Origin of the sequence: Haemophilus parahaemolyticus, assembly GCF_002015035.1 — a bacterium.
GTDB classification, from domain to species: domain Bacteria; phylum Pseudomonadota; class Gammaproteobacteria; order Enterobacterales; family Pasteurellaceae; genus Haemophilus_A; species Haemophilus_A parahaemolyticus.
The window spans coordinates 18,152-38,934 of the sequence record NZ_MUXY01000007.1; the positions used below are offsets into that span (position 1 = coordinate 18,152).

Annotated in this window: 20 protein-coding genes; 15 read left to right on the forward strand and 5 right to left on the reverse strand. The window is 39.9% G+C overall.

What is annotated here, in order from left to right:
• Positions 1-170: 170 nt before the first annotated feature.
• From B0185_RS05555 to B0185_RS05585, 7 genes are all read left to right on the forward strand, one after another.
• On the forward strand, positions 171-398 hold the full coding sequence (locus B0185_RS05555; protein WP_039863086.1) for a YgjV family protein: 228 nt from the start codon (positions 171-173) through the stop codon (positions 396-398).
• 110 nt (positions 399-508) lie between these two features.
• A complete protein-coding gene (epmA, locus tag B0185_RS05560) occupies positions 509-1,492 on the forward strand; it encodes an elongation factor P--(R)-beta-lysine ligase (RefSeq protein WP_005706006.1) in 984 nt (327 codons plus the stop codon).
• Between the two features lie 90 nt (positions 1,493-1,582).
• Positions 1,583-1,693 carry an LPS translocon maturation chaperone LptM gene (lptM, locus tag B0185_RS05565; protein ID WP_172461629.1) on the forward strand — a complete coding sequence of 37 codons (111 nt, stop codon included), beginning with the start codon at positions 1,583-1,585 and terminating at the stop codon, positions 1,691-1,693.
• 50 nt (positions 1,694-1,743) lie between these two features.
• Complete coding sequence (lysA, locus tag B0185_RS05570; protein WP_005705956.1) at positions 1,744-2,991, forward strand: diaminopimelate decarboxylase; 1,248 nt, start codon at positions 1,744-1,746, stop codon at positions 2,989-2,991.
• Positions 2,992-3,335: 344 nt separating this feature from the next.
• Positions 3,336-5,336 (forward strand): OPT family oligopeptide transporter, encoded by a 2,001-nt coding sequence (locus B0185_RS05575; RefSeq protein ID WP_005705967.1) that lies wholly within the window; start codon positions 3,336-3,338, stop codon positions 5,334-5,336.
• Positions 5,337-5,622: 286 nt separating this feature from the next.
• Entirely contained in the window at positions 5,623-7,017 is a 1,395-nt protein-coding gene (gene fumC / locus B0185_RS05580; RefSeq protein WP_005705943.1) for a class II fumarate hydratase, read from the forward strand.
• A 173-nt stretch (positions 7,018-7,190) separates the two neighbouring features.
• On the forward strand, positions 7,191-7,730 hold the full coding sequence (locus B0185_RS05585; RefSeq protein WP_005705984.1) for a hypothetical protein: 540 nt from the start codon (positions 7,191-7,193) through the stop codon (positions 7,728-7,730).
• Between the two features lie 42 nt (positions 7,731-7,772).
• Here B0185_RS05585 and rfaD read toward each other — a convergent pair whose 3' ends face one another.
• Positions 7,773-8,699, reverse strand: a complete 927-nt coding sequence (gene rfaD / locus B0185_RS05590) for an ADP-glyceromanno-heptose 6-epimerase (RefSeq protein ID WP_005705937.1) — start codon at positions 8,697-8,699, stop codon at positions 7,773-7,775.
• A gap of 509 nt (positions 8,700-9,208) precedes the next feature.
• Entirely contained in the window at positions 9,209-9,721 is a 513-nt protein-coding gene (def, locus tag B0185_RS05595; RefSeq protein WP_005705982.1) for a peptide deformylase, read from the reverse strand.
• Positions 9,722-9,821: 100 nt separating this feature from the next.
• Here def and dprA point away from each other — a divergent pair, with 100 nt between their 5' ends.
• The 8 genes from dprA (at position 9,822) to rplL (ending at position 16,545) form a co-directional block, all read left to right on the forward strand.
• A complete protein-coding gene (gene dprA / locus B0185_RS05600; RefSeq protein ID WP_005705992.1) occupies positions 9,822-10,967 on the forward strand; it encodes a DNA-processing protein DprA in 1,146 nt (381 codons plus the stop codon).
• A 120-nt stretch (positions 10,968-11,087) separates the two neighbouring features.
• Positions 11,088-11,495: a preprotein translocase subunit SecE gene (gene secE, locus B0185_RS05605; RefSeq protein ID WP_005705960.1), complete on the forward strand. Its 408-nt coding sequence runs from the start codon at positions 11,088-11,090 to the stop codon at positions 11,493-11,495.
• 11 nt (positions 11,496-11,506) lie between these two features.
• Positions 11,507-12,076, forward strand: coding sequence for a transcription termination/antitermination protein NusG (gene nusG, locus B0185_RS05610; protein WP_005705963.1), 570 nt, complete (start codon positions 11,507-11,509; stop codon positions 12,074-12,076).
• Positions 12,077-12,275: 199 nt separating this feature from the next.
• Positions 12,276-12,704: a 50S ribosomal protein L11 gene (gene rplK, locus B0185_RS05615; protein ID WP_005542594.1), complete on the forward strand. Its 429-nt coding sequence runs from the start codon at positions 12,276-12,278 to the stop codon at positions 12,702-12,704.
• 4 nt (positions 12,705-12,708) lie between these two features.
• A complete protein-coding gene (gene rplA, locus B0185_RS05620) occupies positions 12,709-13,398 on the forward strand; it encodes a 50S ribosomal protein L1 (protein WP_005705958.1) in 690 nt (229 codons plus the stop codon).
• Positions 13,399-13,610: 212 nt separating this feature from the next.
• Positions 13,611-15,278, forward strand: a complete 1,668-nt coding sequence (locus B0185_RS05625) for an anaerobic C4-dicarboxylate transporter (RefSeq protein ID WP_039863082.1) — start codon at positions 13,611-13,613, stop codon at positions 15,276-15,278.
• 349 nt (positions 15,279-15,627) lie between these two features.
• Complete coding sequence (rplJ, locus tag B0185_RS05630) at positions 15,628-16,122, forward strand: 50S ribosomal protein L10 (RefSeq protein WP_005705978.1); 495 nt, start codon at positions 15,628-15,630, stop codon at positions 16,120-16,122.
• Positions 16,123-16,176: 54 nt separating this feature from the next.
• Entirely contained in the window at positions 16,177-16,545 is a 369-nt protein-coding gene (rplL, locus tag B0185_RS05635; protein WP_005705940.1) for a 50S ribosomal protein L7/L12, read from the forward strand.
• Between the two features lie 162 nt (positions 16,546-16,707).
• On the opposite strand, the gene B0185_RS05640 is transcribed toward rplL, so the two are convergent.
• From B0185_RS05640 to B0185_RS05650, 3 genes are read right to left on the reverse strand one after another with little or no spacing between them, the layout of a single operon-like run.
• A complete protein-coding gene (locus B0185_RS05640) occupies positions 16,708-17,946 on the reverse strand; it encodes a GDSL-type esterase/lipase family protein (RefSeq protein ID WP_078208095.1) in 1,239 nt (412 codons plus the stop codon).
• Positions 17,943-19,352: a DHHW family protein gene (locus B0185_RS05645; protein ID WP_005705962.1), complete on the reverse strand. Its 1,410-nt coding sequence runs from the start codon at positions 19,350-19,352 to the stop codon at positions 17,943-17,945. Before B0185_RS05645 ends, B0185_RS05640 begins: the two co-directional genes overlap by 4 nt.
• Before the next feature lie 10 nt (positions 19,353-19,362).
• A complete protein-coding gene (locus tag B0185_RS05650; protein ID WP_005705969.1) occupies positions 19,363-20,760 on the reverse strand; it encodes an MBOAT family O-acyltransferase in 1,398 nt (465 codons plus the stop codon).
• Positions 20,761-20,783 lie beyond the last annotated feature (23 nt).

Consider the following 20,783-nt stretch of genomic DNA (forward strand, 5'->3'; position numbering starts at 1 on the left):
CCGCACAAGCGGTTAAAAATACGAAGAGCCTTGTAAATGAAAATTTACAGGGCTTTTTTGTAAATTTTTTTTACGCAAACCTTTGCTTTTCAAATACTTACCGACAAATCAAAAAAGAACGTGTAGAATACGCTCACTTTGAATTTCTACTCAAGCAAATAGGAAATAAAATGGATATGATCGAAATTTTGGGCTATGTAGCTTCCATTCTAGTTGCCAGCTCGTTTTTTATGAAAGACGTGGTAAAACTTCGCACTATCAACACTTTTGGCGCAATTGGTTTTGTGATTTATGGGCTGTTGTTGCCTACGTACCCTGTAGCATTTTTGAATACGTTGGTTGCAGGTGCGAATATTTACTATATTTGGCAAGCATTAAAGCAAAACAATACAAAATAAGACACACCACCTTCGGGTGGTTTTATTTTTATAAGCGGTTGTCTTTCTGCTTGAAATATAAAAAGAGCTGTTTTACCCTAATACCAATTTTAGAAATAACCTGAGAAACGATGAATCCAACCGATTTAAGCCAAATAAAATGGCAACCGACCGCACCGATTGAAAACTTGCTCAAACGTGCGAAGATAATAAAAAATATCCGCCAGTTCTTTGCAGATCGTGGCGTGTTAGAAGTAGAAACGCCTGTTCTGAGTGAATTTTCGGTAACTGATGTGCATCTTTCTACCTTCCAAACGCAATTTCTTCCGCCCTTTGAGCGAGAAACAAAGCCCCTTTATTTAATGACTAGCCCTGAATATCATATGAAACGCTTGCTTGTCGCAGGCTCTGGGGCGATTTATCAGCTCTGTAAAGTCTTTCGTAACGAAGAGGCAGGCAAACGCCATAATCCTGAATTTACGATGTTGGAATGGTATCGCCCCTATTTCGATATGTACCGTTTAATTAACGAAGTGGATGATTTATTACAAGAAATTTTGGACTGCGAGCCTGCAGAGTCTTTTAGCTATCAATTTGTGTTCCAAACTTATGTGGGGTTAGATCCCCTTTCTGCAACCAAAGCCCAATTAGTCGAAAAAGCTCGCAAGCACGGTTTTCAATGCGATGACGATGAGAATCGCGATACTTTATTACAATTTTTATTTAGCGAAATTGTAGAAGCCAATATCGGCAAAGAACGTCCCACTGCGGTTTATCATTTTCCGTCGACCCAAGCTGCACTCGCCCAAGTGAGTAGTGAAGATCATCGAGTAGCTGAACGTTTTGAGTTTTATTATAAAGGCTTAGAGCTTGCCAACGGTTTTCACGAATTAGATGATACCAAAGAGCAAATTCGGCGTTTTAATGCGGATAATGTTGAACGCGAAAAAATGGGGTTGCCACTGCAAGCGTTAGATACTCGTTTCCTCGCCTCACTGGAAGCGGGAATGCCTGACTGTTCTGGGGTGGCATTGGGCGTGGATCGCTTAGTGATGATTGCATTGGGTGCAGAGCATATCCGTGATGTGATAGCCTTTAGTGTGGAGAGTGCGTAAAAACTGATTCTTTATAGCAATAGGCTTTTTAGTTCGGGTGATTTCCTTTACAATCGCCCTATCTTTTGGATTATCTTCTTAGGACTTATGATGAAAAAATGTCTTCTTCTTGCCATTTTAGCTAGCGTTTTAACCGCTTGCGGGGTAAAAGGTGCACTGTATTTCCCAGAAAATGTACCTGTTCAACAAAGCCAAAACTAATAATAAGCGGTCGATTCCCAATTTATTTTTACAAACACAACGGAAACTATATGAACCATTTTGAATATAAAAATCAACAACTTTTTGCCGAAGATGTGGCAATTGCTGACATTATTAGCGAACACGGCACACCTGCTTATATCTATTCTCGTGCAACACTTGAACGCCATTGGCACGCTTTTGACAACGCTTTTGGCTCGCACCCGCACTTAATCTGCTTTGCCGTAAAATCAAATTCCAACATTGCCCTGTTAAACGTGATGGCAAAACTCGGGTCTGGCTTTGATATCGTGTCGCAGGGTGAATTAGAGCGTGTACTGGCTGCGGGCGGCGAAGCCTCAAAAGTGGTCTTTTCGGGTGTGGCAAAATCGCACAGTGAAATTGAGCGTGCATTGGACGTGGGTATTCGTTGCTTCAATGTGGAGTCGATACCTGAATTGCACCGCATTAATGAAGTGGCAGGCAAAATGGGTAAAATCGCCCCAATTTCTCTGCGTGTTAATCCAGACGTGGATGCCAAAACTCACCCTTATATTTCCACGGGCTTGAAAGAGAATAAATTTGGCGTGAGCGTACAACAAGCACGTGAAGTTTACCGCTTAGCGAAAACCTTACCGAACGTGAAAATTACGGGAATGGACTGCCACATTGGCTCACAACTGACCGAATTACAGCCGTTCTTAGATGCGACCGACCGTTTAATCGTGTTGATGGAACAGCTCAAAGAAGATGGCATCGAACTACATCACCTAGACTTAGGTGGTGGCTTAGGCGTACCTTACAACGGTGAAGAACCACCACATCCAACCGAATACACTGAAGCGTTGCTTGTAAAATTAAAAAATTACCCAAACTTGGAAATTATTTTAGAGCCAGGGCGTGCGATCAGTGCAAACGCAGGGATTTTAGTGACCAAAGTGGAATATCTGAAATCAAACGAAGACCGCAATTTTGCGATTGTGGATACGGGTATGAATGATATGATCCGCCCAGCCCTTTACGAAGCCTATATGCAAATTACCGAAGTAAATCAATCGCTTGATCGCGAAAAAGCGGTTTATGATGTGGTAGGCCCTATTTGTGAAACGTCTGATTTCTTAGGCAAAGGCAGAGAATTAGCGATTGCCGAAGGCGATCTCATTGCTATGCGTTCAGCAGGGGCATATGGGGCAACTATGTCTTCCACCTATAATTCCCGCCCACAAGCGGTCGAAATTTTGGTAGACGGTGCAAAAGCCCACTTGATTAAAGCTAGGGCTGATTTTGCAGACTTGTGGAGATTGGAAAAATTAATTTAATTTCTCTAAAATAAAATTTTCAGTATAAAGCCCCAATGTGATCTTGAACTGAGCACACAGGGGTTTTTCTTTTATTCTTTTACTCTTTTATTCCAGGTATGAAATCAGGCTACTGCTCAATGCTGAAAACTCGAAATGCAATACCAATATCAGCATAAGTTTGTGTTACTCTTATTGCTTATAGTTATATTCCAAATGAAAAAACTTTCCTCTGCTTTTCCTCCATTTTTCCGCATAAAATTTGTTCATTACTAAAATTTGGGATATTTTCTTTAAACAAGGCTTGAAAAACCTAGCATTTTCTGCGAAGGTAACCCCGTTTATTTTTGATAAAGGAACGCATTATGCATAATGATAATTTGAAAGAGCTAACCCTGCGGGGGATGGTGTTGGGGGCGTTAATAACGGTGCTGTTTACTGCATCAAACGTCTATCTAGGGCTGAAAGTAGGGATGACCTTTGCGTCTTCCATTCCTGCGGCGGTGATTTCCATGGCGGTGCTGAAATTCTTTAAAGATTCCAGCATTCTTGAAAACAATATGGTACAAACACAGGCGTCTTCTGCGGGAACGCTGTCGTCCGTGATTTTTGTGTTACCAGGTTTGTTGATGATGGGCTATTGGCAAGATTTTCCATTCTGGCAAACAATGTTGATTTGTGCTGCTGGTGGTACATTAGGCGTGCTGTTTACCATTCCGCTTCGTCGTGCAATGGTCGTGAATAGTGATTTACCTTATCCTGAAGGCGTGGCTGCGGCAGAAATTCTCAAAGCAGGCAACCACGGAGAGGGCGATAGTGGCGTGAAAGATATTGCTTACGGTGGGATTTTTGCAGCAACGGTCGCCTTTTTTACTAATGGCTTACGCATAGTGGCTGATGGTGCAAGTGCGTGGGTAAGCAGTGGTAAAGCCATGTTCCAACTGCCGATGGGCTTCTCATTGGCGTTAGTCGGTGCGGGTTACTTAATCGGTATCGTAGGCGGTTTGGCGATGTTGCTGGGTGTAGTCCTTACTTGGGGCGTTGCCGTGCCGTATTTTACCGCACACGCAGATATTGCAGCGGATGCGAATATGGTGGATGTAGCAATGACGGTTTGGAAAACCAAAGTGCGTTTTATCGGCGTGGGCACCATTGGGATTGCAGCAATTTGGACGTTGTTAATTTTGATGAAACCGATGATTGAAGGGATGGTGCATTCGTTCCGTATGTTAAAAGGCAATGCGGGCGAATCGGTGGAACGCATTGACATTGACCTTTCGCCAAAAACGATGATTTATATCTTAATCGCAACGGTTGCTTTGATTGTGATTTCACTTTATCACTTCATCGCTGCCGCCCCAATTTCGCCAGAATTAGCGGTGTTATTGGTGGTGGTTTGTACCTTCTTAGCAGTCTTCATAGGCTTCTTCGTCGCGGCAGCTTCGGGGTATATGGCGGGCTTAGTGGGATCATCTTCAAGCCCAATTTCAGGTATCGGGATTATTTCAGTGATCGTGATTTCGTTGGTGTTAGTGACTATCGGCAACTCTGCAGGTTTATTTGAAACGGTAGATGGTCAGAAATTTTTGACCGCTTTAACGCTCTTCACCGCATCTATCGTTTTGACGACCGCGACTATTTCAAACGATAACTTGCAAGATTTGAAAACAGGCTTGCTCGTTCACGCGACACCGTGGAGACAACAAGTTGCCTTGATTATCGGCTGTTTCGTCGGTGCGCTAGTGATTGCCCCAGTACTTGAAATTCTCTACCACGCTTACGGTTTCAGCGGTGCATTGCCTCGCCCTGATATGGATCCTGCACAAGCGTTATCTGCACCACAAGCAACGATTATGACCACCATTTCACAAGGGATTTTCTCGAATAAATTGGGATGGACTTACATTTTAAGTGGTGTGGGTTTAGGTGTCGTGTTGATTGTGATTGATGCATTCTTGAAAAAAATCAGCGACAAGAAAATTGGCTTGCCAGTGATCGCCGTGGGTATCGGTATCTACTTACCGCCATCAATCAATATGCCTGTAATTATTGGGGCATTTTTAGCGTGGTGCATTACCCGTCATATCGCAAACTATGCAAAACGCACGGGTAATAAAGACGTGGTTTCTAAAGCAGAACGTTTCGGCACACTCTTTTCTGCGGGCTTAATTGTAGGCGAAAGTTTGATGGGGGTGGTGTTAGCGTTTGTGATCGCTGCTTCCGTGAGTTCAGGTGGCTCTGAAGCACCGCTTGCCTTAAATCTTGAAAACTGGGAAGGCACGGCGGAAGTGCTTGGATTAGCCATCTTCCTCTTCGGTTTATTCTTATTTGCTAGCCGCGTGTTGCGTGCGAAGAGAGCGAAGTAAGTTAGGCTTGAAATTGAATGGAGTAGGGTATAATAGGACTAAGGTAATCAGGCAATGTGCTATGGCCAAGCAACAACATTGCTCAGCTGATAGCACGAGATGATTTTGATAGAACCGCCTTTACTGGCGGTTTTTTATTATGCCACGAGTGTTGCCTTCTATCACTCGTCAAAAATGTGATCTACATCATAAAATCAACATAAAACCATAGCTCAATCCGCACGAAATCGGTACTATGTACCCCAAATGTATTATTTAACCCTTTTCACAACTCACGGAGTATTTTATGGAATTTCGTATTGAAAAAGACACCATGGGCGAAGTGCAAGTACCAGCAGAAAAATACTGGGCGGCGCAAACTGAACGTTCACGCAATAACTTCAAAATCGGGACTGAAGCTTCAATGCCGCACGAAATCATTGAAGCATTTGGTTATTTGAAAAAAGCTGCAGCATTCGCTAACCACGATTTAGGCGTGTTGTCTGCAGAAAAACGCGATTTGATCGCACAAGCCTGTGATGAAATTCTAGCGAATAAACTTGACGATCAATTCCCGCTTGTAATCTGGCAAACAGGTTCTGGTACACAATCGAATATGAACGTGAATGAAGTGGTAGCAAACCGCGCACACGTTTTACATGGCGGTAAATTAGGTGAAAAATCTATTATTCACCCGAATGATGATGTGAACAAATCACAATCTTCAAATGATACTTTCCCAACGGCAATGCACATTGCAGCATACAAAAAAGTGGTAGAAACCACCATTCCTGCGGTAGAACGCTTACAAAAAACCTTAGCAGCAAAATCTGAAGCCTTCAAAGATGTGGTGAAAATTGGTCGTACTCACTTAATGGATGCAACCCCATTAACATTAGGTCAAGAGTTCTCGGCTTATGCAGCACAATTACACTTCGGTTTAATCGCACTGAAAAATACGCTTCCACACTTACGTCAATTGGCATTAGGTGGCACAGCGGTAGGCACAGGTTTGAACACACCAAAAGGCTATGATGTGTTAGTTGCAGATTACATCGCAAAATTCACCGCTTTACCATTCGAAACAGCAGAAAATAAATTCGAAGCATTAGCAGCACACGATGCAATCGTGGAAACCCACGGAGCATTAAAACAGTTAGCGGTGAGTTTATTCAAAATCGCTAACGACATTCGCTTATTAGCGTCAGGTCCGCGTTCTGGTATCGGTGAAATTTTAATTCCAGAAAACGAACCAGGCTCATCCATTATGCCGGGTAAAGTAAATCCAACCCAATGCGAAGCGATGACGATGGTTTGTGCACAAGTGTTAGGTAACGACACCACCATTTCATTCGTGGGCTCACAAGGTCACTTCCAATTAAACGTGTATAACCCAGTAATGATCGCAAATTTCTTACAATCTGCACAATTATTAGCAGATGCGTGCGTATCATTCGATGAACATTGTGCCGTAGGCATTGAACCGAACTATCCACGTATTAAACAACAATTAGAGCAATCTTTAATGTTGGTAACGGCGTTAAATACCCACATTGGTTACGAAAATGCAGCGAAAATTGCGAAAACCGCTCACAAAAACGGTACAACATTAAAAGAAGAAGCGATTAACTTAGGCTTATTAACCGCTGAACAATTCGATGCTTGGGTTCGCCCAGAAGATATGGTCGGTAGCTTGAAATAATCTTTGATATATCGAAGCTAAGATAAGTCAACTAAATTAGTCGATTATGCACAAATTATGCATAGTCGACAATTTTTTTGCATATATATTGACAAAAGGGACTTTTTTTTTTGAATAATAGGGTTCTGTCATAGTACAGGCATTTAGTCTTATTGTTTATTAAGGAAATTTATATGAAAAAGCTATTTTTAATTTTAATTACAGCAGTATTAGTCGGGTGTGCATCATCTGAATTTAAAGCGTATAAAGCTGATAAGGATAACTTTACACCTAATACAGATCGGTATTTTAGTAGTCCAATTTATTACCAAGAAAACGTGTTCGGAGGACCTGGAGCAGGGCGATTTTATATCAATACGTCAATTGAAGAAGGGAAAATGACGTGGTCTTTAAGTACAGATTGGCTTAGTGCAAGTGGTAGATGGTTGTTTAACAATCAAATAGCTTTTAATATTGATGGACAAATTTATAAATTTTCTGGTCAAGCAACGCCAAATACAGAAATAATGGGTGGAAGCATGGTTATGGAAAGAAATATATATGGTGTTTCTGACGAATTTATTAGTAAATTAGAAAATGCAAATTCAGTTATTGTCAGAGTATCTGGAACACAGGCATATGTAGAAAGAACATTATCTCAAGAAGATATTAAAAATATAAAATGGTATATTTCATATATGAAATCAGGAAATAGACCTACACAAAGTAAATAAAGAGAAAAAAGAGCATGAAATTTTATATTCATGCTCTTTTTATTATTTATTTAACCACGCCATATAAGCTGCCGTGCCTTCAGCTACAGACTTAAATTCGCCTGTGTAGCCCGCTGCACGCAAGGCAGTTAAATCTGCTTGAGTGAAGGTTTGGTAGCGTGATTTTAAGTGGTCTGGGAACGGGATGGTTTCAATTTTGCCTTTACCGTGGAATTTAATCACCGCTTCCGCCACTGCTTTGAATGATTCCGCCTTGCCCGTGCCAAGGTTGTAAATGCCTGAAATGCTGTTTTGCCACGCCCAGATGTTTACTTTTGCGACATCTTCTACATACACGAAGTCGCGTAAAAATTCTTCTGAACCTTCAAAAAGTTTTGGGTTCTCGCCTTTCAACATTTGGTTGTTGAGGTGGAATGCCACGCTTGCCATTGAGCCTTTATGCTGTTCGCGCGGGCCGTAAACGTTGAAGTATTTGAAACCACATACAGGAGAATCCGCTTCAGGCAAGATTCTGCGCACATATTCATCAAATAAGAACTTTGAGTAGCCATACGCATTGAGCGGACCTTCAAATTCGCGTTTTTCGATAAAGTTATCTAAACGACCGCCATAGGTCGCAGCACTTGAAGCATAGAAGAACGGAATTTGGCGATCTAAGCAGAAATGCAACAACTCTTTGGAGTATTCGTAGTTGTTGTGCATTAGGTATTTGCCGTCCCATTCGGTAGTAGCTGAACAAGCTCCTTCGTGGAATACCGCATCAATGTCGCCAAAATCGTCGCCCGCGATAATTGAGGCAATAAAATCTTCTTTATCGCAATAATCTGCAATGTCTAAATCTACTAAATTGATGAATTTTTCTCCATTTTTTAGGTTGTCCACCACTAAAATATCTTTGCGACCCATTTCATTTAAGGCTTTGACGATATTGCTGCCGATCATACCAAAGCCGCCAGTTACGATAATCATAGGTTTTCCTTATGCTGATTAAAATTGGGGATATTATCGGTTGAACAGGGCGGATTTGCAAATTTTTGCCGAAAATTGACCGCTTGAAATGGAAAAAAGTAAAATGAAAACTTATTGCTCCCTCATTTTTACTCTTATTTTATGAATAAAGCTCCTTTTTAAGAATATATCCGACACGTTGATGCCAGAAAAAAAAAAGAGAAGAGTGTTGCATGGCAGAGCACAATTGGTTTTTACAAGATGTGGATGGATTAAAGCCTTCGAAATCTTACGTAATTTATTATTAGGCGAACAGCCTGAGCCAAGCAATCAGCGTTTGCATATTTGCAATGCAGATTATCTTTAGAAGGAAAAGAAATCTTAACTTTTAAGCACCGAAAAAAACCACCTAAATGGTGGTTTTTATTTACGCCTAAAATTTCAACAGCAGAAATGGTTAAAATTTGTTGCTGATTTGCTTTCCATTTTCGACTTATCCTTCGACAAGCTTAGGAATTGTCTCAAAAAACTTACTTCGCTCTCGCAATTTGTTTTTTCAGCTTTTGCATTTTTTCTTTAATACGTTGGCGTTTGAGGGCGGAAATGTGATCCACGAACAGCACGCCGTTGAGGTGATCGATTTCGTGTTGAATGCAAATCGCAAACAAGCCATCGGCATCGTAAATCACCTCTTCACCTTGGCGGTTTAATGCTTTCACCTTCACTTTTTCTTTGCGTGGCACTAACGCACGGTGTCCTGGAATAGACAAACAGCCTTCCTCAATGCCCGTTTCGCCTTCGCTTTCCAAAATTTCTGGGTTGATTAACACCACTTGGTTGGTTTTATCGCCTTCAATGTCAATGGTAATTACACGATTTAATACGCCTACTTGCGGTGCGGCAAGCCCGATGCCTTCGTGTTCGTACATCGTCTCAAACATATCGTCGATAAATTGGTTTAATTCTGCATCGACTTTTGCCACGGGTTCGCACACCGTCGCAAGTCGCTCATCTGGGTATAAAACGACCTCTAATACTGCCATTTTTGTGATCTCGCTCGAAAATTTTAAAAGATTTAGTTTGGCTATTTTAGTCTTTTTCTTATGATTAGGGAAATTTTCTTTTTTTAGGCTTTATTTCAGAATGCATCTAGTTTCTCTGCTCAAATTATTGCAAGTGCCACAAATCGGCGCTCAAAAAATCGCTCGCCTGTTGGCGGAAATCGATTTCGACCAATTTTGCCAATTCGACAAACAGCAACTTCGGCAAATTGGTTGGAACGAAAAGCAAATCCAGCGTTGGTTTCAGCCGGATCAGGCGTGGATTAATGCGGCACTTTCGTGGGCAGAGCAGGGAGGCAACCGCATTCTGACCTTGTTTGATGATGATTATCCCTTTTTGCTGCGTCAAATCAGCACCGCTCCGCCCGTATTATTCGTGAAAGGTTCGGTAGAAAGTTTGAGCTTACCGCAAATTGCGATGGTGGGAAGCCGTGATTTTTCCCATTATGGCGAATACTGGGCAGGCTATTTTGCCTCGGAATTAGTTAAAAATGGCTTTGCGGTCACAAGCGGCTTGGCGATTGGTATTGACGGCTTTTGTCATCAGCGAGCGGTGGCAGAAAAGGGCACCACAATTGCTGTACTTGGCTCTGGCTTGGCACAGGTTTACCCAGCACGACACAAAAAATTAGCAGAGCAGATAATCGAGACTGGTGGGGCATTGATGTCGGAATTTTTCCCTAACCAGCCACCGATTGCCGAGAATTTCCCGCGACGAAATCGCATTATCAGTGGACTTTCGTTAGGCACATTAGTGGTGGAAGCAACAATTAACAGCGGATCGCTCATTACTGCCCGTTATGCTTTGGAACAAGGTCGGGAGGTGTTTGCTCTACCAAATGCAGTGCAAAATCCTTATTCTGCGGGTTGCCATAAGCTCATTAAAGAAGGGGCATTATTGACGGAAAGCATTGAAGACATTTTGCAAGCAGTACAATATCAGTTGCAAAGAGAGCCTATGCAAGCAGAGCTGTTTGAAGCTCAAACGCAAGCGGTGGATTCTGTGCCACGTTTTTCAAAATCGGCAGCCGTGCCAGTTGCAAAGGCTTTGCCAGAAATGACCGCTTGCCAGCAGCAGATTTTCGAACAGATTAGCTTTGAGCCGATAGCGATTGATGATATTGCCAAAGCGGTAGAGATGGATGTGTCGATGTTGTTGGTTGAACTTCTAAACTTGGAATTGTTAGGTGTGGTGAAATCGGTAAATGGCGGTTATGTTCTTGCTTAACCTTTTTCAGAGAGTGTATACATTTTTTACAAAAGATCGTGTTAAAAATTAAGAAAAATGCTACAATCTCTCGCTTTAAAAAATTAGACGTCTATTTTCTACACAAATTTTAGGGTTCATATGGCTACTGAGAAAAAAACAAAAGCTCCTGAACAGATTGAAAAAGCAGGGGTAAAAAGCAAGGGCTTAAATACGACATTATGGGTTGTGGCGATTGTGCTTTTAGCGGTGGCGGCGATTGGTAATACTTATTTTGCCTCACACTTTGCACTGGTTGTTCGCGTGTTATTATTAGTGGTTTTAGTGGTTGGTGCGGTTGCTGTTGCAGCAATAACTAACCAAGGTCAAAAAGCGATTGGTTTTATGAAAGAATCTCGCACCGAATTACGCAAAATTATTTGGCCAACTCGCCCAGAAGCAACGCAAACTACGTTCATCGTGATCGCAATGTGTATCGTAGTTTCACTGGTATTATGGGGCTTTGATACTATTATCGTGGCATTAATTAATTTCATTACTAATCTATAAGGCTAAGCAAAATGAGTGAAGTAGAAACAACAACAGAAGTAAGTAAAAAACGTTGGTATGTACTCCAAGCATTTTCAGGATTTGAAAATCGTGTTGCGGTAACCTTACGTGAATACATCAAATTACATAAAATGGAAGATCAGTTTGGTGAAGTGTTAGTGCCAACTGAAGAAATCATTGAAAATGTGGGCGGCAAACGCCGTAAAACAGAACGTAAATTCTTCCCTGGTTATGTATTAGTGGAAATGGAAATGAACGATTACACTTGGCAGTTGGTTCGTAGCGTGCCACGTGTGATGGGTTTTATTGGCGGTACTGCAGATAAACCCGCACCAATTTCAAGAAAAGAAGCAGACCGCATTCTTAACCGCGTACAAGAAACGGCAGAAAAACCACGTCATCGTAATGAATACTTCCCAGGCGAAAGTGTGCGTGTTACGGAAGGTCCATTCGCAGACTTTACTGGTACAGTGGAAGAAGTGGATTACGAAAAAGGACGTATTAAAGTGTCTGTATCAATCTTCGGACGTGCAACCCCTGTTGAGCTTGAGTTCAACCAAGTGGAAAAACAACACGGGTAATAGATTATTTAGCGGTGGAAATTTATTAGAAATTTGTAAAAAGCGAAAACTGCTTGAAAAACGATCACAATTTCAGTAAAATTCACCATCAATTACGAGCCATTTTATATGGCTCGTATTTTTGTGTAGCACATCGTGCTTTTTATTATAGGGGAGCAAGTTAAACTTGCGTTATCACCCACTTAGAGGAAACTTAAAAATGGCAAAAAAAGTCCAAGCATACGTTAAGTTGCAAGTTGCAGCGGGTATGGCTAACCCATCACCACCAGTTGGTCCTGCATTAGGTCAACAAGGTGTGAACATCATGGAATTCTGTAAAGCATTTAACGCTCGTACTGAGAGCTTAGAAAAAGGTTTACCAATCCCAGTAGTTATCACTGTATATGCAGACCGTTCATTTACTTTCGTCACTAAAACTCCACCAGCAGCAGTATTATTGAAAAAAGCTGCAGGTATCAAATCTGGTTCAGGTAAGCCGAACAAAGATAAAGTGGGTAAAGTAACTTTAGATCAAATCCGTCAAATCGCTGAAACTAAAGCAGCAGATATGACTGGCGCGACTATCGAAACGAAAATGAAATCAATCGCTGGTACTGCTCGTTCAATGGGCTTAGTGGTGGAGGAATAATACGATGGCTAAATTGACTAAAAAAATGAAAGCAATCAAAGCTGGCGTAGATTCTACTAAAGCATATGAAATCAACGAAGCAATCGCAGTATTAAAACAATTCGCGACAGCAAAATTCGTTGAAAGCGTTGACGTTGCAGTAAATCTAGGTATCGATCCTCGTAAATCAGATCAAAACGTACGTGGTGCAACTGTGTTACCACACGGCACAGGCCGTACAGCGCGCGTTGCTGTGTTCACACAAGGTGCGAACGCAGAAGCAGCAAAAGCAGCAGGTGCAGATTTAGTAGGTATGGAAGACCTTGCAGAGCAAGTGAAAAAAGGCGAAATGAACTTCGACGTTGTTATCGCTTCACCAGATGCAATGCGTGTTGTAGGTCAATTAGGTCAAGTATTAGGTCCACGTGGCTTAATGCCAAACCCGAAAGTAGGTACTGTAACGCCAAACGTTGCTGAAGCAGTTAAAAACGCGAAATCTGGTCAGATTCGTTACCGCAATGATAAAAACGGTATCATCCATACCACAATCGGTAAAGCGAACTTCTCTGAAGAGCAATTAAAAGAAAACCTTCAAGCATTATTGGCTGCTTTAACTAAAGCAAAACCAACGACAGCAAAAGGTGTGTTCATCAAGAAAGTAAGCATCTCTACTACAATGGGTGCTGGTGTTGCTGTTGATCAAGCTTCATTATAATTGCTAGTTTAAATCACTAGTTTGATTTTAGAAAACCGTATGGGAGAAATCCTGTACGGTTTTTTGTTTTTGACTTCTTCAAGCGGTTAAAAAATTCTCAAAATTGGTAATAAGTTTGATCCTAAATAAATAGTTTGAGTTTGATCACAAATTTTATGAGAAGTTTATGCTAAACTTGCTCCGTTTTTATTTGTAACTAGATAGAGGTATCTATGGATTTTCTAATGAACTTAGGGGAAGGGACGCAGTTTGCAATTCAACTTGTGATTGTGTTGATCTGTTTGTTCTATGGAGCGAAAAAGGGAGGCATTGCACTTGGAATGCTGGGTGGGATTGGCTTAATCATGTTGGTATTTGGGTTTGGGATTGAACCAGGTAAACCTGCGATTGATGTAATGCTTACTATTCTTGCGGTGGTGGTAACCTCTGCAACCCTTCAAGCCAGCGGTGGTTTGGATGTAATGTTGCAAATTGCGGAAAAAATGCTGCGTAAAAACCCGAAATATGTGAGTATTCTTGCACCCTTTGTAACCTGTACGTTAACCATTCTTTGCGGTACAGGGCACGTGGTTTATACGATGTTGCCGATTATTTACGACATTGCGATTAAAAACGATATTCGCCCAGAGCGTCCGATGGCGGCAAGTTCAATTGCGTCTCAGTTAGGGATTATTGCTTCACCGGTATCGGTTGCAGTGGTGACTTTGACAGCGTTTTTAGTGAATTCAAAAACACCTCTCGCAGGTTTTGATGGTTATTTAGATTTATTGAAAATTACTGTGCCTTCAACCCTTTGCGGTGTGTTAGCGATAGGTATTTTCAGTTGGTTCCGTGGTAAAGATTTAGATAAAGACCCTGTGTTCCAAGAAAAAATCAAAAATCCAGAGTTCAAAAAATATGTGTATGGTGATTCTGCTTCACTTTTAGATAAAAAATTACCGCAATCAAGCTGGAATGCGATGTGGATTTTCTTCGGTGCGATTATGGTTGTGGCGGTATTAGGTTATTTCAAAGAATTACGTCCTTCTTTTGATAAAACCGTGCCAGCTCAAGTGGTAGAGATTGTGGTTGATAATAAACCAGTTCAAAGCATCAACGTAAAAGAGGGTAAAATTGTCGCGCAAGCGAAAGATGGCACAGTGTTACTTGATGTGAAAGATAACAAAGCGAAAGCAAAAACCACTTTTGATAGCGTGCAGGTATTAGATGAAAAAGGTAACGTGAAACAAACTATTGTGGTTGAAGATGGCAAAGTAGTTGTTACTGCAAAAGATAAAGTGGAAAGTATTGAAAATGCGACTATCGTGTTAAAAGATACGATGAAAAAATCTTCACCACTTGGTATGGTGAATGTGATTCAGATCTTTATGTTGCTTGCAGGTGCATTGATTGTAATTTTCACCAAAATGGATGCGAGTAAAATCAGTAAAAATGAGATTTTCCGTTCAGGTATGATTGCCCTTGTTGCGGTGTTTGGTATCTCTTGGATGGCTGAAACAATGTTTGCGGTGCATACGCCAATGATGAAATCTGCATTAGGTGATATCGTACGTGCTCATCCTTGGACTTATGCGGTAATGTTATTATTGATTTCTAAATTTGTAAACTCGCAAGCAGCGGCGTTGGTGGCGTTTGTTCCACTTGCGTTAAATATAGGCGTTGAACCTGGTGTTATTTTAGCGTTTGCGAGTGCGTGTTACGGCTATTATATTTTACCTACTTATCCAAGTGACTTAGCAGCAATTCAATTCGACCGTTCAGGCACAACACATATCGGTAAATTTGTGATTAACCATAGTTTTATATTGCCAGGGTTAATCGGGGTATTTACTGCTTGTGTATTTGGTTACCTTTTTGCAGGTATTTATGGTTACCTATAAATAGATAAGCATTTCTATACGCCACATGGAATCCAGCGTGGCGTTTTTTTTGTCTGAAAATTTTGATCATTTTTTAGATTATTGCTTTACAAATAAACAAGCTCAGACTATAATTTTGTCCTCATTTTACACGGTAATATGTAAAAACTGATGGTGCTTGCCTCATCAAGCCCCATCGAAGACTGTAGGAGTGCTTGGCACTTAATTATCCTACATAGATGGTGAACAGACAGAATTTCTCTGCTTCTGGACACCTTAGGCTCAAGAAGAAACGCGTAAGCGGTGAAATTTTTGAGGTTTTTTGTAATTCTGCTATGTAAATAGTAGAGTGTATCAGGAGCTAAAACCAATGGCATTAAATCTTCAAGACAAACAAGCAATTGTTGCTGAAGTAAATGAAGCTGCCAAAGGTGCCCTTTCAGCTGTTGTTGCGGATTCTCGTGGCGTCACAGTTGAGAAAATGACTGAGTTACGTAAAAATGCACGTGAAGCAGGTGTAACTATGCGCGTAGTACGTAATACTTTATTACGTCGTGCGGTAGAAGGCACTGAATTCGAATGCTTAAAAGATGCGTTTACTGGTCCAACTCTTATTGCTTTCTCAAATGAACACCCAGGTGCTGCAGCACGTTTGTTCACTGAGTTTGCAAAAGCAAACAAAGAGTTCGAAATTAAAGGTGCAGCCTTTGAAGGTAAAACACAAGATGTTGAATTCTTAGCAACATTACCAACTTACGAAGAAGCAATTGCACGTTTAATGGGCACAATGAAAGAAGCTGCGGCAGGCAAACTTGCTCGCACTCTTGCGGCATTACGCGACAAATTACAAGCAGAAGCGGCTTAATTTTTCGTCGTTTTCTCAAATCGTTTAACTTATTTACTTTAGGAATTGATTGTTATGTCATTAACTAACGAACAAATCATTGAAGCTATCGCTTCTAAATCAGTATCAGAAATCGTTGAATTAATCACAGCGATGGAAGAAAAATTCGGTGTTTCAGCAGCGGCAGCAGTAGCAGCAGCTCCAGCAGCAGGTGCAGCAGCGGCAGAAGAAAAAACTGAATTCGACGTAGTTCTTGCTAACGCAGGTGCAAACAAAGTTGCTGTAATCAAAGCAGTACGTGGTGCAACTGGTTTAGGCTTAAAAGAAGCTAAAGACTTAGTAGAATCTGCTCCAGCTAACTTAAAAGAAGGCATCTCTAAAGCAGAAGCTGAAGCTCTTAAAAAAGAATTAGAAGAAGCTGGTGCACAAGTAGAAATCAAATAATTTTGATTTTAACTTTTAACCTATCTTCAGGTTCAAGAGAAAGCCAATGGTTATGCCGTTGGCTTTTTCATTTTTTAATTCTTTCTAGAGAGGGTTTGTTATCCCTTGGTAAAAATAAAAGCACTTATTCAGGAATAAGTGCTTTTAGAAAAAATATTATGATTAGTTTTTGTTATTTTCTAATGCTTTTAAGATCGCATCGCCTAGTAGTTTGGCTCTAATACGATAGCCTTTGCCATTTAAATGAATGCCATCTTTCGATGCAAAGCCTAAACTATGCCAATTGGCAACAGATCCGTGTTCGCCTGAAATGGTATACCAATCATAGAACAAGGTTCCCTCATCTTTTGCAATGCGTTTTACCATTTGAGCGTATTTTTCAGATATTGTTACATTTTTTCCTCGATAACGAGCTTCTTGTACGCTAGTTAATAAAATTGCAGCATTAGGTTTAAGTGTTCTTACTTTACGAATAGTTTGACGAATAGTGGTTTCTAAATTTTCGTCAATTTGATTAGTATAAATCACATCATTTGTTCCCCAGTCTAAAATAACTAGATCTGCATCTAGTAAAGGGAATTGTTGTTCAAATAATCTTTGCTGAATGAGTGCAGAATAAGCTGCACCTCCTACTCCTAGATTATGATAAATCACGCCAGAGTTTTGAGGAGAGGTTAGATTTAAACCGTGGAATTCAAAGGTAGAGTTTGGGTTAATTGCTTGAATAGTGAGAGTGATCTCCTGCCCTGGATTATTTAAACTAAAATTGACTGCTTGTGTATTGCTTTGTGCTGAAACATTGATGCTTTGGCTTTGTGAGCCGCTATTTAGTGTTAGGCGATAATCGCCATCCGTTTTAAATAAGAGTGTGGCATTAATGGTATCGTGGGAAATAATCTTTTTGAAATAGAAACTCACTTGAGTTGAGGGATCTGTTGTTCTTGCCACAAAACCAGAAATACCTAATGCAATCTTAGGATATTGTTGAATACTATTGGCTGTTTTCCATTGGCCAGTGAATCGACTAGAGTAGTCTTCTTGTGAGTAAGTTTTAGCTATTGTATAAGGAAAAATCATCCCTCGACCTGCGTTTCCTCGGATGGATTGAAATGTATCGCGTAATGGACCCACTTGCCAGCCAGGTTGGATGTGAGAGTCTCCAAAATGCACAATATTGATTGTGCTATTGTTTCTTTTCCATTTTTGCCCGAGAGAACCTAGTGTTTTTGAGTTAGCAAAATCAATTTTATTGGCTGCAAAATTAATATTTTGAGGCCAATGTTGTTTGGTTTGCATGGTTATCGTGGATGATGTTTGATTTTTTTGTGTGTTATTAGAACAGCTTACTATAATAAGAGATGCCGCTAGTGTTAGGCATATTTTTAGGTATTGTTTATTCATTGTTTATGTTCCTTATTTAACATTTGTAAACCAAGTTTTGTTGTAGTTTTAGTATTGGCTGCGAAAGTATTATGAGCATAGAGTAATTCTTTGATGTCGTGACGTTTCATTAAGCGTAGTATGTTTCCTTTAAAGTAACGATAATCTACAACATAAATATCTTTGTAATGGGCGGTAAGATAAGGAATTAATGCATTTCCAAATGAATCTTTGACAACCAACAGGCTTTTTCTTTCGCTTGTTTCCGTATGAAAATGGACTAAAGGATTATCTCCACCAATAAAGAGCACATAGTTATTATTTTTTTCAGCATAGACTTGCCCTGTTATTGGTGTTGGAGTATCTCCATAAATTTTTACGACAGATTGAGTCGGAACTTTATAATATTCTAAAAGATCAGGGTCCTTTTTTAATTCATTATCTTTGGTATAGTTATAAAGGCTGCCTAAAAAAGAGGTTTTTTTGGCTTCATATTGCATGTCGGATAATGCAAGCGGTTGAAATCCAGCTTTTTTGGCAAAAGCAACGTAAGCATAGTAAGCCCCAAGCCCAGTCCAATGGTGGTCTGTTCTAAACTGAATATATTCGTTCTTGTGCGGTTCCATTTCTTCATACACTGGTACAGAAACGATATTTTTAGGCAATAAACTATTAAATAGTTCAATATTCTCTTTCTCTTTTAATACCCCTTTATTAACTTGATAAGGTAAGTAAAAATCGCTACCAGATGGGATCATCATGGTATACATTTTTATGTCATTAGCTAACTTTTTACGGTAGGTCGTCAACATGTTGACGTAAGGAGTAATAGTTTGCTTTGAGCCTGCAAAAATCTGTAAAACCCGTCCATTAACGACAATCACCCCTTTAATACGATTGAACTCTTCATTTATATCAGATGGAATATGTTTCTCTGTATTTTTAGCTGATTCTACCTCGACTGTTTCTGTATTTGATGTAGTATCAGCCGTCAAAGGTTCATGGGCTTCCTCTGACTTTTCAGTATCAACGTTTCGTTCTAAAGCGGAATCTGAAACATCTATATTGGATGCCGACGAGGTTTCTTCAGTTATCATTTCCTGATCTAAAGATATTTCATCATTATGTTGATTATTGAGCGTAATAACGCGAATTTCTTGCTCTTGACTACCTTTGAATGTGTTTAAATGATTTGCAAGTGTTAACCAATTCTCTCTCAAAGGAAAATGATCGTTATAATATTCCTCAAAAGCTTTCTCGAATTTTCCTGAAAAAATGGTTTCTTGATTAGCTAGCGGAAAGTCCATTAATTTTCGGTTTTCATCACTAGAAATAGTTTGTTTAGGTAATGTCCAAAACGCAATACCTCCAATAATAAGTATTACACAAAATAGTGAGCTATTTGCAATCCAGAGAAGTTTTTTCATATTGCCTCAGTTAGAATCTAAAATAGATAAATGGATTATAAGTACTGCCAACAAGTAGCACGATGGAACAACCCATAAAAAGAAGTGTTTGGATAAACTCGCTGAATATCGCAAGTGTTGAGTTCCAAGCGGTCAATTTTTCTTGGAAAAATGCACGTACAGGCATACAAAGTAGTAATGTGATTCCAAACCAGTAAAGATTCGACATTACAAGTGAGCTATCTCGATAATCATATAGCTCTGCGGAAGTGAGGCCGAACATCACTTGAAGATGAGCATTTAATTGGGTTAAATCGGTAAAATAGAAAATCGCCCAGCCAATTACAATAAAAAAGAGAGCGTAGGTGTGTTGAAAGATAGATGGAAGTTTATCCAAAATCTTATGAAGAAGAAACTTTTCAATGAGTAGCAATAATCCGAAGTATGCCCCCCAGATAATAAAATTCCAGCTAGCTCCATGCCATAAACCTGTTAGGCTCCAAACAATCAAAATATTACGAATTTGGTTATGTTTATTACCACCTAAAGGGATATAAACATAATCTTTAAAAAAACTTGATAATGAAATATGCCAGCGACGCCAAAAATCTGAAATAGATTTTGCTGTGTAAGGATGTTTGAAGTTTTCATGATAATGGAAACCAAACATTTTTCCTAAACCAATAGCCATGTCTGAATAGCCAGAAAAATCGAAATAAATTTGTAAGCTAAATAGAATAATGCTAAGCCATGCTCCCACGATGCTGAGTGAGCTGATTTCACCATTTAATAGTGGGATAGCTAATGCTCCAGCGGTATTTGCAATGCAAACTTTTTTGAATAATCCTTTGCTAAAGCGATTAACGCCGTAGTGAAAATCCTCCCAGCGAAAATAGCGCTCTGTAATTTCTTTCGCGATGTGTCCATAACGAATGATTGGGCCTGCTACAAGATGATGGAAGTTAGCAATATAAACTAAGAATGCAGCATAAGATTGTTGTGCCTTGACCTTGTTATACCAAACGTCTAGGGTATAAGAAAGAGACATAAACACATAGAAAGAGATTCCTACAGGGAGTGCAAAAGTAGGTGCTGTAATATTAAGCTTAAAAAGTTGGTTGATATTTTCAATAACGAAGCCACTATATTTAAAAAAGCCCAATAGACCAAGATTAACTATAAAGGTAATAATAAGTCCTAGCTTAGCAATAGGTTGACCTCGATGGTTTTCAATAAATTTACCATTAAAATAGTCAACTGTTGCGGATAGTAGTAGTAAAATTACCCAAATAGGTTCTCCCCAAGCATAGAATAAAATAGATGAAGAAACGAGAATCCAGTTACGTATATAAAGTGATTTGGTCAGATAATACAAGCCTAATACGATAGGTAGAAAAAGAAAGATAAAAATAAGACTAGAAAAGACCAAAATAATACCTTGAATATATGAGA

Bases quoted from the DNA above. Each gene is read 5' to 3' on its own strand.
- B0185_RS05555 (WP_039863086.1), top strand. From the start codon at position 171: ATGGATATGATCGAAATTTTGGGCTATGTAGCTTCCATTCTAGTTGCC.
- lptM (WP_172461629.1), top strand. From the start codon at position 1,583: ATGAAAAAATGTCTTCTTCTTGCCATTTTAGCTAGCGTTTTAACCGCT.
- secE (WP_005705960.1), top strand. From the start codon at position 11,088: ATGGCTACTGAGAAAAAAACAAAAGCTCCTGAACAGATTGAAAAAGCA.
- epmA (WP_005706006.1), top strand. From the start codon at position 509: ATGAATCCAACCGATTTAAGCCAAATAAAATGGCAACCGACCGCACCG.
- dprA (WP_005705992.1), top strand. From the start codon at position 9,822: ATGCATCTAGTTTCTCTGCTCAAATTATTGCAAGTGCCACAAATCGGC.
- rfaD (WP_005705937.1), bottom strand. From the start codon at position 8,699: ATGATTATCGTAACTGGCGGCTTTGGTATGATCGGCAGCAATATCGTC.
- B0185_RS05640 (WP_078208095.1), bottom strand. From the start codon at position 17,946: ATGAATAAACAATACCTAAAAATATGCCTAACACTAGCGGCATCTCTT.
- rplA (WP_005705958.1), top strand. From the start codon at position 12,709: ATGGCTAAATTGACTAAAAAAATGAAAGCAATCAAAGCTGGCGTAGAT.
- rplK (WP_005542594.1), top strand. From the start codon at position 12,276: ATGGCAAAAAAAGTCCAAGCATACGTTAAGTTGCAAGTTGCAGCGGGT.
- B0185_RS05585 (WP_005705984.1), top strand. From the start codon at position 7,191: ATGAAAAAGCTATTTTTAATTTTAATTACAGCAGTATTAGTCGGGTGT.
- fumC (WP_005705943.1), top strand. From the start codon at position 5,623: ATGGAATTTCGTATTGAAAAAGACACCATGGGCGAAGTGCAAGTACCA.
- B0185_RS05575 (WP_005705967.1), top strand. From the start codon at position 3,336: ATGCATAATGATAATTTGAAAGAGCTAACCCTGCGGGGGATGGTGTTG.
- B0185_RS05625 (WP_039863082.1), top strand. From the start codon at position 13,611: ATGGATTTTCTAATGAACTTAGGGGAAGGGACGCAGTTTGCAATTCAA.
- rplL (WP_005705940.1), top strand. From the start codon at position 16,177: ATGTCATTAACTAACGAACAAATCATTGAAGCTATCGCTTCTAAATCA.
- lysA (WP_005705956.1), top strand. From the start codon at position 1,744: ATGAACCATTTTGAATATAAAAATCAACAACTTTTTGCCGAAGATGTG.
- nusG (WP_005705963.1), top strand. From the start codon at position 11,507: ATGAGTGAAGTAGAAACAACAACAGAAGTAAGTAAAAAACGTTGGTAT.
- B0185_RS05645 (WP_005705962.1), bottom strand. From the start codon at position 19,352: ATGAAAAAACTTCTCTGGATTGCAAATAGCTCACTATTTTGTGTAATA.
- rplJ (WP_005705978.1), top strand. From the start codon at position 15,628: ATGGCATTAAATCTTCAAGACAAACAAGCAATTGTTGCTGAAGTAAAT.
- def (WP_005705982.1), bottom strand. From the start codon at position 9,721: ATGGCAGTATTAGAGGTCGTTTTATACCCAGATGAGCGACTTGCGACG.